The sequence below is a fragment of the Pseudonocardia wallangbongensis genome, from assembly GCF_054486945.1.
Map to the genome: position 1 here is coordinate 380,280 of NZ_JBRERS010000002.1, position 11,589 is coordinate 391,868.

Sequence of the window (11,589 nt, forward strand, 5' to 3'; positions counted from 1 at the left end):
CATGGACGACCGGCTCAGGACCATCAGCCACGTGATCGGCGGCGCGATCGCCGACGACGAACCGCCGGCGTGGGGCGACGTGTTCGACCCCGCCCGCGGCACCGTGACCGGCCGGGTGGCGCTGGGCGGCAGCGACGCCGTCGGCCGCGCGGTCGCGGTGGCGCGGGGCGCGCAACCCGAGTGGCGCGACACGCCGCTCGGCGCCCGGCAGCAGGTGTTGCTGCGGCTCGTGCGGCTCGTCGAGGAGCACCGCGACGAGCTCGCCGACCTCGTCACCGGCGAGCACGGCAAGACGCTCGCCGACGCCCACGGCGAGATCGAGGCGGGCCTCGACGTGGCGCGGTTCGCCTGCGGCATCCCGCACCTGCTGAAGGGCGACTTCAGCGAGAACGTCTCGCGCGGGGTCGACACCTACTCGATCAGCCAGCCGCTCGGGGTGGTCGCCGGGATCACGCCGTTCAACTTCCCGGTCATGGTGCCGATGTGGATGTTCCCGATCGCCGTCGCCTGCGGGAACGCGTTCGTGCTCAAGCCGAGCGAGAAGGACCCCTCGGCCGCCAACCTGCTCGCCGGGCTCGCGGTGCGGGCCGGTCTCCCGCCGGGCGTGCTCAACGTCGTGCACGGCGGCGTCGCGGCCGTCGAGGCGCTGCTGACGCACCCGGACGTCGCCGCGATCAGCTTCGTGGGCTCCACCCCGGTCGCCCGGCACGTCTACGCGACCGCCGCCGCGCGCGGCAAGCGGGTGCAGGCGCTCGGTGGCGCGAAGAACCACCTGGTCGTGCTGCCCGACGCCGACCTCGACGCCGCGGCCGACGCACTGGTCTCGGCCGCGTACGGCTCGGCGGGCGAGCGCTGCATGGCGATCTCCGTCGGCGTCGCCGTCGGCGACGTCGGCGACGCGCTGCGCGAGCGGCTCGTGCAGCGGATCGCGAAGCTCCGCACCGCCGACGGGCGCGAGGAGGCCACGGACATGGGGCCGCTCGTCACACCGGAACACCTGGCGCGGGTGCGCGGCTACGTCCAGGCGGGCGTCGACGCCGGAGCGGACCTCGTGGTCGACGGGCGCGAGGTGCGCGTGCCGGACCGCGAAGCGGGCTTCTTCCTCGCCCCGACGCTCTTCGACCACGTCCGGCCGGACATGTCCGTCTACACGGACGAGATCTTCGGCCCGGTGCTGGTCGTGCTGCGCGCCGGCACCCTCGACGAGGCGATCGAGCTGATCAACTCGGGGACCCACGGCAACGGGACGTCGGTGTTCACCCGCTCCGGCGCCGCGGCCCGGACGTTCCGGCACGGCATCGAGGTCGGCATGGTCGGGATCAACGTGCCGATCCCGGTGCCCGTGCCGTACTACCCGTTCGGCGGGTGGAAGCAGTCGCTCTTCGGCGACTCCGGGCAATACGGCGAGGACGGCGTGCGGTTCTTCACCCGGCGCAAGGTCGTCACGACCCGTTGGGGTGACGCGGCGGGCGGGGTGGACATGCGCTTTCCCGCCGCCCCGGCGCACAGCGGGCCCGCGAAGTAGCTTTGGCGCCATGGCTGACGAGGTCGTTCCGCCGGGCAGGCCGGCGGTCCCGGCGGTCGCCCGCGCCGTCCGCGTGCTCGAGGAGGTGGCGGCGGAGCCGGACGGGCTCACCCTCAGCGCGCTCGCCCGCGCCGTCGGAGCGCCGAAGAGCAGCTGCCTCGCCGTCTGCACGACGCTGGTGGACACGGGCCTGCTGGTGCGGTCCGAGTCCGGCCGGTACCAGCTGGGCCTCAAGGTGGTGCAGCTGGGCCGCACCTACCTCGCCCGCTCCGACCTCGCCACGGAGTTCCGGCGCGCGGACGCGGAGCTGGGGCTGCTGCCCGGCGACACCATCGTCCTGTCGGTGCTGAACGGGCGGGAGGTCACCTACGTCGGCACCCGCGCCGGGAAGCGGCCCGTCGCGATGCGCTACGAGATCGGCCTGCGGCTCCCCGCCCACTGCACGGCCAGCGGGAAGTCGCTGCTCGCCGCGCTCCCGGCCGGCCAGATCGCCGAGCGGTACGCCGACGGCCGGTTCGAGACGCTCACCCGCCGCAGCATCTCCACGGCCGACGGGCTGGCGGCGGAGCTCGAACGGGTCCGGGCCCGCGGCTACGCGGTCGACGACGAGGAGGCCGCCCTGGGCATGCTCTGCTTCGGCGCCGCGGTGCTCGACATCAGCGGCCGGCCCGCGGGCGCGCTGAGCGTGAGCATGGTGAAGGCGGCGGTCGACGCCGACCGGGCCGCGACGGCCTCGCGGGCGATCCTGGAGCTCGCCCGGGCGCTGACCCGGCGCCTCGGTGGGCCCGACCTCGAGCTGACGGGGCTGGCACCGCCTGCGTAGGACTACGTACCACCATCGAGTGGTCGCACGGAGGGATCGGGGCGCGACCGGCGGCACGCTCGGCGCATGGATCCGGTCACCCTCACCCTCGGCGCCCTCGGCATCGGCGGAGTCGCCGTCGGCGGTGCCCGCCGCGCGGAGCTCACCGCGCGCTGGCGCACCTGGGTGATCGCCGCGCCGCTCGTGCTCGGCCCGCTGCTGCTGGGCGGGCGGGCCGGCGGGGCCGCGCTCGCCGCCGCGCTGGGGGTCGTCGCCGCGGCCGAGTTCGCCCGGCTGGCCGGCCTCCCCCGCTGGGACGCGATCGCACTGGCGGCGCGGGTGGCGGGCGTCCCCGTCGTGGCGCTGCTGCGCCCCGACCTGCTCGGGCTGCTGCTGCCGGTGCTCGCGATCGCCGCGGCCGTCCCCGCGGTGCTCACCGGCGACGCCGAGACCGGGGGGCGGCGGGCGGCCTACGGGGCGTTCGGCACCGTGTGGATCGGTGGCGGGCTCGCGGGGCTCGCCGTCCTCGACCCGCAGGTCGCCGTCGCGGTCTGCCTCGCCGTCGGCGTCGCGGACGTCGGGGCGTGGTGCGGCGGCCGGCTGCTGGGCCGGCGCGGGCCGGGCGCACGGCCGCTCTCTCCGCTGTCCCCCTCGAAGACCTGGGGCGGCGTCGCCGGGGCCGTCGTCGGCGCCGGGGCCGTGCTGCTCGCGCTGGGCAGGCCCTCGGCCGGGCTGCTGGTCGCGGTCGTTGCCGGTGGGGTGCTGGGCGACCTGCTGGAGTCGATGCTCAAGCGGGAGGCGGGCCGCAAGGACGCCGGGACCTGGCTGCCCGGCTTCGGTGGCCTGCTCGACCGGGTCGACTCGCTGCTGGTGGCGCTGCCCCTCGCGGTCCTCGTGACGGAGCTGTCATGACGGCGCTCGCCGCGGCGGCGCGGCACTGGCTGTGGCGGCTGGTGCTGGCGCTGACCGGCGGCCTCACCGTCGTGGGTTCCCTCCCGCGGGGCGGGTGCGTGGTCGTCGCCAACCACAGCTCGCACGCCGACACCGCGGCCCTGCTCGCCGCGGTCGACAGCGGGCACGCCCCGCGCGTAGCCGCCGCGGCCGACTACTGGTTCGCACGCGGCTGGCGCTCCACGGCCTGCCGGGTGCTGGCGGCCGCGTTCCCGGTGCGGCGCACGGGCGGCGGGAGCGCCGACATCGCCGCCGCCGCGGCGTTGCTGCGCGCGGGCCGGGCGGTGATCGTCTACCCGGAGGGGACGCGCGGGGCCGGCGGCGCGGCCCGGTTCCACGCGGGCGCGTTCCGCCTCGCCGCGGCGGCGGGCGTGCCGGTGGTGCCGGTCGGTATCGCCGGCACCGCGGACCTGCTGCCCAAGCACGGGCGGCTGCGCCGCACCCGCGTGACCGTCCGGATCGGCGCCCCGCTCACCCCCGACCCGGACGCGGCCCGCGCCGAGGTGACCCGCCTCGCGACCTCCCCGTCACACACCAACTTCGGTGCTCACACACCAACTGCAGTTCGTGTGCCGGCACCACAGTTGGTGTGTGAGCGGCCGAACTCGGCCGCGTCGGCGCGGCGCCTCGCGGGGTCCGGGGTGGGGCTCGGCCTCGTCGTCGCGTGGAGCTTCGCCGAGGCGATCTGGTGGCCGCTCGTGCCGGAGCTCGTGCTGTTCGCGCTGCTGCTCGCGGCGCCGCGCGCCGGCGTCCGGCTGGTCCCGGCGGCGGTGCTCGCGAGCATGGCGGGCGGGCTCTGCACCCTCGCCCTCGCGACGGTGGGCGCCGCGCCGGCGGCCCCGCTCGTCACCGAGCGGATGCGGGCCGCGGTGGTGGAGCAGACCGCCGCCGAGGGTGCGTACGCGGTACGGCACCAGCCGCTGTCCGGCATCCCGTTCAAGGTCTACGCGGCCGAGGCGGGGCGGGCCGGCGTCGAACCGCTCTCGTTCCTCGGCGCGGCGATCGGCCACCGCGGGGTGCGCATCGCGTCGGTCGGCACGGCGTGCGCCCTGCTCGGCGTCGCGCTGCGGCGGTGGCCGCACCGCTACGTCCACGTCGTCGGGACCGGCATCGCGCTCTTCGCGGTGGGCCTCACGCTGGTGGTCGCGGCCTGGACGTGACCCGATGCGACGATGGTGGCGTGAGCGCTCCCCCCGAGCCACCGCCGCGCGCGGTCTTCCGCATCTCCCCGCTCGTCGTGCTCGCGGCGCTGACGTTCGCCGTCTGCGCCACCCCCGTGGCGTTCGCCGCGCCGTTCCTGTGGCTGGTCTACCTGATCCCGATCGGGATCATCGTGTGGACGCTGCGCGTGCGCACCGTGGCCGACCCCGAGACGGTCACCGTGCGCCGGGTGGTCGGCGGCCGCCGCGTGCCCTGGAGCGACATCACGTCGGTGCACCTGGGCCGGGCCCGCAACCCGGGCGCCGCCCGCGTCAGCGCGGTGCTGAACGACGGTTCGGAGCTCGCCCTGCCGGCCGTGCACCTGCGCGACCTGCCCCGGCTCGCCGCGGTGAGCGGCGGCCGCCTCCCCGACCCGACCGCGGACGCCTAGAAAGGCACCTCGACACCGAGCAGACCCTCCCCGTGGCCGCGTCCGGAGAGCAGCGCAGCTGGTCGAGGTCGCGGCCGTACTCGGTGGCGGCGAGCCGCATCGCCGTCTCCCGGTCGAGCAGGCAGCGGCGGGGTGGGCCGTCGGGCGGGTGTCGGTGACGGTCATGGTTCCTCCGGTGGCAGGTGGAGGGCGTCGGCGTACATGTCGACGGCGCGGTCGAGGAGGCGGGCGTAGCGGTCCCCGCCCGGGTCGTTGGCCCACTGGGAGCCGGCCGCGCGATCTCCCGGAGCACGCCGCGCGGCTCGTCCGGCAGGCGCCCCGCCGAGTCCGCGGCGAGCCGGTCGTACTCCTCCCACGCCTGCCCGAACATCGCATCGAAGATCGCGTGCTTCGACGCGAAGTGGGAGTACAGCGACGGCGCCCGCATGCCGACGCGGGTGGCGACCTCGCGCAGGGTCGGTGCCGCGAGCCCGTGCTCCCGGGCGACGTCCCACGCGGCGGAGAGGATCGCCCTCGGCGCAGGACCGCTGGTCAAGGACGCCTGCGGTTGCCCAGGCGCGCCCCCACCAACACACCGATGATCATCGAGCCGATCATCGCTCCTGCGACGGCCCGGCCCGGTGCGGTGCGTGCCGGGACCGCGACCGGCACGACGACCGGCACCTCGGCCGGTGCCGGCGCCAGATTGCCCCGCATGGTGGCGGCCCACGCCGTCACGAGGAGGACGAACCGGGAGACGAGGTAGGCGAACACCAGCAGCCCGAGCAGCGAGCCGAAGACGGTCCCGCCCACGGAACCGGTGATCCGGCCCAGGTAGATCACCAGCCCCTGCTTCAGCACCTCGAGACCGATCGCGCCGAGCAGCGCCGCCCGCGCTGCGCCCCGAACGGGTTCCCGGGTCCGGGGCAACCGGGTGATGATCCAGAAGAAGATCAGCCAGTCGGCGACGAGGCCGAGGACCAGGCCGAGGCTGATCCGGGTGGTCTCCGTCCAGGCGGCGCCCTGCCACCCGGCGAGCCTCAGGACGCCTTCCCCCGCACCGGTCCCGATCGCGCTGATCGCGAGGGAACCGATCACGGCGATCCACAACCCGGCGAGGGCAGCGAGGTCCGAGAGCAGGCGCCGGGGCGACGCCGGGCTCTGCGGCGGGATCGCCCACTGCGCCGAGACCGCTTCGCGAAGGTTGAACATCCACCAGATGCCGGCCCACAGGGCCGCGAGCAGCCCGATGCCCGCGACGGTGTTGCGCTGCGCGATCGCGGCGTCGATGACCGGCTCGACGGTGTCGGACAGCTCCGTCGGCACGGCCCGGGCGATCGCGGCCTCGAGAGCGGCGAGCAACGACGGGTTGAAGACGAGCGCATACCCGGTCGCCGCGAAGGCGATCATCAGCAGCGGAACCGCGTTGAGAACGCTGAAGAACGTGATCGCGGCGGCAAGGTGGTTGCCGCGGAGCTGGTGGTACCGCTCGCCGGCACGCAGCAGGTGGTCGATCCACTCGTGCCCGGCTCGCAGCCTCGTGACCGCTGCCCGGGCCCGAGCCGGAGGAGACGTGCTCATCATGCGCCACCACCATCTGCGGTCACCGAACGGTCGACACAGGATGGGCCAGCGGACATCGATCTGCCGCGCGCGTACGCGGGCCTGGGCGCGAAGTGCGCGCTGATCACCGACGGCCGGTTCTCCGGCGGGTCCAGCGGCATCTCGGTGGGGCACATCTCCCCGGAGGCCGCGGCCGGCGGCGTGATCGGCCTGATCGAGGACGGCGACACCGTCGTCATCGACGTGCGGGCGCGCGTCCTCGAGGTGGAGGTCGCCGACGAGGTGCTCGCCGAGCGCCGCGCCAAGGTGGACGCGAGCGAGCGCCCGTGGCAGCGGAAGGACCGCGACCGCCCGGTCACGAAGGCGCTGCGCGCCTACGCGGCCCTGGCCACCAGCGCGGACCGGGGAGCCGTCCGGCAGGTCCGGGGCACTCCTCACCGGGCCAGCAAGCTCCTGATGATCTCCGTGACGTCGGCGGGTGCCTCCTCGGCCATGAAGTGGCCGGCGTCCAGGGTCCGGTGGTCGAGGTCCACGGTCCACGCCTTCCAGAGGGCTGCGGCGTCGAAGCCGAAGGCGGCGCCCCAGTCCTGCTGGACGACGGTGACCGGCATGGTGAGCCGCCGCCCGGCGGCGCGGTCGGCACGGTCGTGCTCGCGGTCGATCCCGGCCGACGCGCGGTAGTCGGCGACGATCGAGGGCACGGCCTCGCGCGAGGCCCGCAGGTACTCGGCGCGGACGTCCCCGGGGATCGCGTCGGGATCGCGGGCCCACACGTCGAGGAAGTGGCCGAAGAACGTGTCCGCGCTGCGGTGGATCATCTCCTCGGGCAGACCGGGCCGCTGCGCCATGAGGTACAGGTGGAACGCCACCGCGGCGTCCGCGCCGTGCAGGATGTCCCACATGTCGAGCGTGGGCAGCACGTCCAGCGGCCCGAGGTGGGTGACAGCGTCGGGGTGGTCGAGACCCGCCCGGATCGCGACCAGCGCCCCCCGGTCGTGCCCGACCAGTGCGAACCGGTCCGCGCCGAGATGACGGGCCACCGCCACGACGTCCGCGGCCATCGTGCGCTTCGAGTACGCCGACCCGTCGTCGGCGGGCTTGTCGCTGGCCCCGTAGCCGCGCAGGTCGGGGCAGATCACCCGGTGGTCGGCGGCGAGGTCGGCCGCGACATGCCGCCACATGAGGTGGGTCTGGGGAAAGCCGTGCAGCAGCACGACCGGGCTGCCGTGGCCGCCGACGGCGACGTTGATCCGGGTCCCGTCGGCGCCGGGCAGCAGTTCGGTGCGGAAGCCGGGGATCGTGGTGGTCATGCCCCCGAGTCTGTGCGGGGCCGATCAGCATCCGGTCAGCACCGGTGAACGCGGTGAGGATCCAGGTTCTCGGTCCCGTCGCGGCGTACGACGAGCAGGACCGGCCGCTCAACCTCCGGGGCCCCCGCCACCGCGCGGTGCTCGCGCGGCTGATCGTGGCCCGCGGGCGCACGGTCCCGGTGCCCGCCGTGGTCGAGGACCTCTGGCCGGGCGACCCCCCGCGGCGCGCGGTCGGCGCGGTACGGACGTTCGTGTCCGACCTCCGCGCCGCGCTCGGGGCCCGGATGATCGCCACCGCCGGGCCCGGCTACGCGTTCCGCGGCGAGTCCGTGGACGCGTGGCGCTTCGAGTCCGCGGTCGCCCGGTCCGGTTCCGAGGCCGACGCCGTCGGGCCGCTGGAGGAGGCGCTGGACCGGTGGCGAGGCCCGGCCTACGCCGACTTCCCCGACGCCGCATGGCTCCGATCGGAACGCAGGAGGCTCACCGAGCTGCGGCTCGGCGCCGTCGAGCAGCTGGCACGGGCCCGGCTGGCGGCCGGGCGGCCCGAGGCCGCCGTGCCCGACCTCGACGCGCACGTCACCGACCACCCGTGGCGGGAGGAGGGCTGGCGGCTGCTCGCGCTGGCGCTGTACCGCTGCGAGCGACCGGGCGACGCGCTCGCCGTCCTGCGCCGGGCCCGCCACCAGCTCGTCGATGAGCTCGGCATCGACCCGGGCCCGACGCTCGCCGCCATGGAGATCGACATCCTGCGCCGCTCACCCCGCCTCCTGCCGACGTCCGCTGTGGACCGCGTGTGGGCGAGCGCGGCCGCGGAATGGGAGCGCAGCGCGACGATCGGGGCGCGCGCGAAGTTGGAGTCGACGACCTCGCTGCTGCGCAGCCTGGCGATCCACGGTGGCGGACCCCGCGCGGCCGCGGCCCGCCACGCGGCCACCGTCGCCGTGGCCGAGCAACTCGGCGACAGCCCGCTGACCGCCCGGGTGATCGGCGGCTACGGGGTGCCCAGCGTGTGGGCCCGCTCGGACGACCCCCGGTCCTCGGCGGTGGTCGTCGCGGCCGCCGAGCGGGCCCTGCCGGGCGCCGATGCACCTGCGGACCGGGCCCGCTTGCTCGCCGCCATCGCGATCGAGACGCGCGGGGTGCCCGGCAGCCGGGGGCCGGCGGTCGCCCGCGAGGCGGAGCGACTCGCCCGGCGCGTGGGCGACCCCGCCCTGCTGGGCTTCGCGCTGTCGGGCCGGATCATGCAGTCGTTCCACCGGGCCGGCCTCGCCGCGCAGCGCGGGGAGATCGCCCGCGAGATCCGCGCGCTCGCCGCCGAGCACGAACTCCCCACCTACACGATCCTCGGCCACCTCGTGACGATGCAGTCCCTCGGCGCGCTCGGTGATCTCGACGGCGCGGCCGCCGAAGCCGCGGCGCTGGCCGCAGCGGGTGCGCGCTTCGACAGCCCGCTGGTGCCGGTGTTCGTCGCCGGGTTCGGCGCCGTGCGCGCTGCCGAGGGCGGCGCCGCGGACGCCGAGGCCCGCTACCGGGAGGCCGCCCGGCTCCTCGCCGCCGCGGACATGCCGGGCGTCGAGCACGGCCTGCTCGACCTCGCTCTCGTGTGCCTGCGGCTGCGGCGAAGCGAGGGCCCCGGACCGGTGAACGACCCCGGCCCGTACGCACCCTGGATCCGGCCCCACCTCCTGCTCGCCGACGGGCGCACGGCCGCGGCCGCCGACGCCCTGCGGTCGCTTCCCGAGCCGCCGCCCGACCAGCTGCTCGAAGTCCTCTGGTGCCTGGCCGGACGCGCGGCGCTCGTGCTCGGCGACGCGGAGACGATCGCCCGCGCCGAGCGGGCACTCGCTCCCGCCGCCGGCGAGATCGCCGGGGCCGGCAGCGGCATGCTGACGTTCGGACCCGTCAGCGAGCACCTCGACGCGCTGCGGCGCTAGCGGCCCTCCAGCAGCGGGCTGGCGGGGTCGTGACCGCTCCCCTGCTTCCGCCACGCCAGCCCCGAGAGCGCCTCCAGCACCACGCGGTTCGCCAGGGCCGCGGTGATGTCGGCGTGGTCGTAGGGCGGCGAGACCTCCACGACGTCGACGCCGACGACCGGGAGCTCCATGCAGATCCGGCGGACGGAGTCGAGAAGCTGCCGGGCCGAGAATCCGCCGGGCTCCGGGGTGCCGGTGCCGGGCGCGTGGCCGGGATCGCAGACGTCGATGTCGACGGACAGGAACACCCCGTCGCACCCGTCCACCGCGATCGCGAAGGCCTCGTCGAGGCAGGCGGTGAGCCCGCGGGCGCCGATCTCGGTCATCTCGTAGGACCGCATGTGCTGCTCGGCCATCCACGCGAGCGTCTCGGGGCCGGGCCAGTAGCCGCGCAGCCCGAGCTGCAGGAAGCGGTCGCCGCGCAGCGCGCCGGACTCGATCAGCCGCCGCATCGGCTGCCCGTGGCCCCAGAGCGAGCCGTGCAGGATGTCGCCGGTGTCGGCGTCCGCGTCGAAGTGGAGCATCGAGACCCGGCCGTACCCGCGGTGGTTGGCCACCCCCTTCGCGTCGGCGAACGCGATGGCGTGGTCGCCGCCGAGGACCAGCGGCAGCGCACCGTTCCGGGCCACCGTGGTGACGGCTTCCTCCAGTACCCGGAGGCTGCGCTCGACGTCGCCGGAGAACATCTCGACGTCGCCCGCGTCGAGCACCCGCAGATCCTGCAGCCCGTCGACGCGCAGGGCGAGGCTGGGGCGGGTCGCGTCGGGCGGGAGGTAGTCGGCGGTCCGGATCGCCTGCGGTCCGAAACGGGTACCGGGCCGGTGGGATGTGCTGCCGTCGAACGGTGCGCCCAGCACGACGACGTCGGCGCCGGCGTAGGTGGCCGGCTCGTCGATCGTGCAGCGGTCGACGCCGAGGAACGTGATGTCCGGGCCGTACATCGGGCCGTAGCGCGGCATGATCACACGGTAGTCACCCCGGTAGTCACCCGGTGAGGGTCTGGGTGCCGAGAACGGTGATCAGCGCGAGGCGTTCGGCGTCCTCGGTGCCGGGCACCGCGGTGTAGATCATGATGCGCAGGTCGCTGCCGGCCACGGTGAGCATGTCGCAGTCCAGCGTCACGGGCCCGGCGTGCGGGTGGTCGACGACCTTGCGCGCGGTCTCGTGGTGGCCGACGGCGCCGGAGTCCCACAGCTCGGCGAACCGGTCGCTGGCGGTGCGCAGCTCCGCGACCAGCCGCCGCAGCTGCTGGTCGGCGGGGTAGCGGCCGGCGGCGGCACGCAGGTCGGCGACCAGCGTGGCCTCGAGGGCCCGCCGGGAGTCGGGGGTCTGCCGGACCCGGGTGCCGCGACCGACCAGGTTGCGCCACACGGCGTTGCGCTCGCGGCCCCGCCATCCACCCGGGTCGCCCATCAACGCCGCGTAGGGCTGGTTGGCCACCAGCAGCGTCCAGGCTGCGTCGAAGACCGCGACGGGGGTGGCGGGCATCCGGTCGAGCAGGTGCTGGACGCTCGGGGTGATGTAGGCGGACACCGTCTCCGGGCCCGGTGGGGTCATCCCGGCCAGGTGGAACAGGTGGTCGCGCTCGGCGGGCGTCAGGCGCAGGGCCCTGGCCAGCGCTTCGATGACCTGGTCCGACGGGTGGGACGCGCGGCCCTGCTCGAGGCGGGTGATGTAGTCGACGGAGATCCCGGCCAGCAGGGCCAGCTCCTCCCGGCGCAGCCCGGCCGCCCGCCGGTACCCACCGGCCGGCAGTCCCGCGGCCTCGGGCGGGACCCGGTCGCGCCAGCGGCGCAGGGCCCGCCCGAACTCCGAGATCGCCATGCCCACCAGTCTGCATCCGCATCGGCGGGCCCGCCTGGTACCAGCGGTCCCAGGAAGACGGGACTCTGGTG

The 11,589-nt window shown here is 75.6% G+C and carries 11 protein-coding genes and 1 pseudogene; 7 read left to right on the forward strand and 5 right to left on the reverse strand.

All coding sequences use genetic code 11. From position 1 onward, the window contains the following. Position 1: 1 nt before the first annotated feature. The 5 genes from ACU436_RS08040 (at position 2) to ACU436_RS08060 (ending at position 4,869) form a co-directional block, all read left to right on the forward strand. A complete protein-coding gene (locus ACU436_RS08040; protein ID WP_459023206.1) occupies positions 2–1,525 on the forward strand; it encodes a CoA-acylating methylmalonate-semialdehyde dehydrogenase in 1,524 nt (507 codons plus the stop codon). Between the two features lie 10 nt (positions 1,526–1,535). Beyond that, entirely contained in the window at positions 1,536–2,348 is an 813-nt protein-coding gene (locus ACU436_RS08045) for an IclR family transcriptional regulator (RefSeq protein WP_459023207.1), read from the forward strand. Between the two features lie 66 nt (positions 2,349–2,414). After that, complete coding sequence (locus ACU436_RS08050) at positions 2,415–3,239, forward strand: phosphatidate cytidylyltransferase (protein ID WP_459023209.1); 825 nt, start codon at positions 2,415–2,417, stop codon at positions 3,237–3,239. Then, complete coding sequence (locus ACU436_RS08055) at positions 3,236–4,438, forward strand: lysophospholipid acyltransferase family protein (protein ID WP_459023211.1); 1,203 nt, start codon at positions 3,236–3,238, stop codon at positions 4,436–4,438. The genes ACU436_RS08050 and ACU436_RS08055 overlap by 4 nt, the downstream gene beginning before the upstream one ends. Positions 4,439–4,458: 20 nt before the next feature. Then, a complete protein-coding gene (locus ACU436_RS08060) occupies positions 4,459–4,869 on the forward strand; it encodes a PH domain-containing protein (RefSeq protein WP_459023214.1) in 411 nt (136 codons plus the stop codon). Here the strand turns inward: ACU436_RS08060 and ACU436_RS08065 are convergent. Together ACU436_RS08065 and ACU436_RS08070 are read right to left on the reverse strand one after the other, a co-directional pair. Beyond that, complete coding sequence (locus ACU436_RS08065) at positions 4,751–5,404, reverse strand: TetR/AcrR family transcriptional regulator (RefSeq protein WP_459023215.1); 654 nt, start codon at positions 5,402–5,404, stop codon at positions 4,751–4,753. The genes ACU436_RS08060 and ACU436_RS08065 overlap by 119 nt on opposite strands. Further along, a complete protein-coding gene (locus tag ACU436_RS08070) occupies positions 5,401–6,432 on the reverse strand; it encodes a YhjD/YihY/BrkB family envelope integrity protein (RefSeq protein WP_459023217.1) in 1,032 nt (343 codons plus the stop codon). The genes ACU436_RS08065 and ACU436_RS08070 overlap by 4 nt, the downstream gene beginning before the upstream one ends. Before the next feature lie 75 nt (positions 6,433–6,507). Here ACU436_RS08070 and ACU436_RS08075 point away from each other — a divergent pair. Continuing rightward, a pseudogene (locus tag ACU436_RS08075) lies at positions 6,508–6,834 on the forward strand (dihydroxy-acid dehydratase); the annotation flags it as partial. Between the two features lie 11 nt (positions 6,835–6,845). Here ACU436_RS08075 and ACU436_RS08080 read toward each other — a convergent pair. Then, positions 6,846–7,721 (reverse strand): alpha/beta fold hydrolase, encoded by an 876-nt coding sequence (locus ACU436_RS08080; protein ID WP_459023219.1) that lies wholly within the window; start codon positions 7,719–7,721, stop codon positions 6,846–6,848. Positions 7,722–7,774: 53 nt separating this feature from the next. Between ACU436_RS08080 and ACU436_RS08085 the strand changes: the two genes are divergently transcribed. Beyond that, positions 7,775–9,655: a BTAD domain-containing putative transcriptional regulator gene (locus tag ACU436_RS08085; protein ID WP_459023221.1), complete on the forward strand. Its 1,881-nt coding sequence runs from the start codon at positions 7,775–7,777 to the stop codon at positions 9,653–9,655. On the opposite strand, the gene speB is transcribed toward ACU436_RS08085, so the two are convergent. Together speB and ACU436_RS08095 are read right to left on the reverse strand one after the other, a co-directional pair. After that, complete coding sequence (speB, locus tag ACU436_RS08090) at positions 9,652–10,653, reverse strand: agmatinase (protein WP_459023223.1); 1,002 nt, start codon at positions 10,651–10,653, stop codon at positions 9,652–9,654. The two genes, ACU436_RS08085 and speB, sit on opposite strands and share 4 nt — an antisense overlap. A 25-nt stretch (positions 10,654–10,678) precedes the next feature. Next, positions 10,679–11,518: a helix-turn-helix transcriptional regulator gene (locus tag ACU436_RS08095; protein ID WP_459023225.1), complete on the reverse strand. Its 840-nt coding sequence runs from the start codon at positions 11,516–11,518 to the stop codon at positions 10,679–10,681. Positions 11,519–11,589: the final 71 nt, after the last annotated feature.

Excerpts from the sequence above, each read along its gene's own strand:
- ACU436_RS08040 (WP_459023206.1), top strand. The coding sequence starts at position 2 with ATGGACGACCGGCTCAGGACCATCAGCCACGTGATCGGCGGCGCGATC.
- ACU436_RS08045 (WP_459023207.1), top strand. The coding sequence starts at position 1,536 with ATGGCTGACGAGGTCGTTCCGCCGGGCAGGCCGGCGGTCCCGGCGGTC.
- ACU436_RS08050 (WP_459023209.1), top strand. The coding sequence starts at position 2,415 with ATGGATCCGGTCACCCTCACCCTCGGCGCCCTCGGCATCGGCGGAGTC.
- ACU436_RS08055 (WP_459023211.1), top strand. The coding sequence starts at position 3,236 with ATGACGGCGCTCGCCGCGGCGGCGCGGCACTGGCTGTGGCGGCTGGTG.
- ACU436_RS08070 (WP_459023217.1), bottom strand. The coding sequence starts at position 6,432 with ATGATGAGCACGTCTCCTCCGGCTCGGGCCCGGGCAGCGGTCACGAGG.
- ACU436_RS08080 (WP_459023219.1), bottom strand. The coding sequence starts at position 7,721 with ATGACCACCACGATCCCCGGCTTCCGCACCGAACTGCTGCCCGGCGCC.
- speB (WP_459023223.1), bottom strand. The coding sequence starts at position 10,653 with ATGCCGCGCTACGGCCCGATGTACGGCCCGGACATCACGTTCCTCGGC.
- ACU436_RS08095 (WP_459023225.1), bottom strand. The coding sequence starts at position 11,518 with ATGGCGATCTCGGAGTTCGGGCGGGCCCTGCGCCGCTGGCGCGACCGG.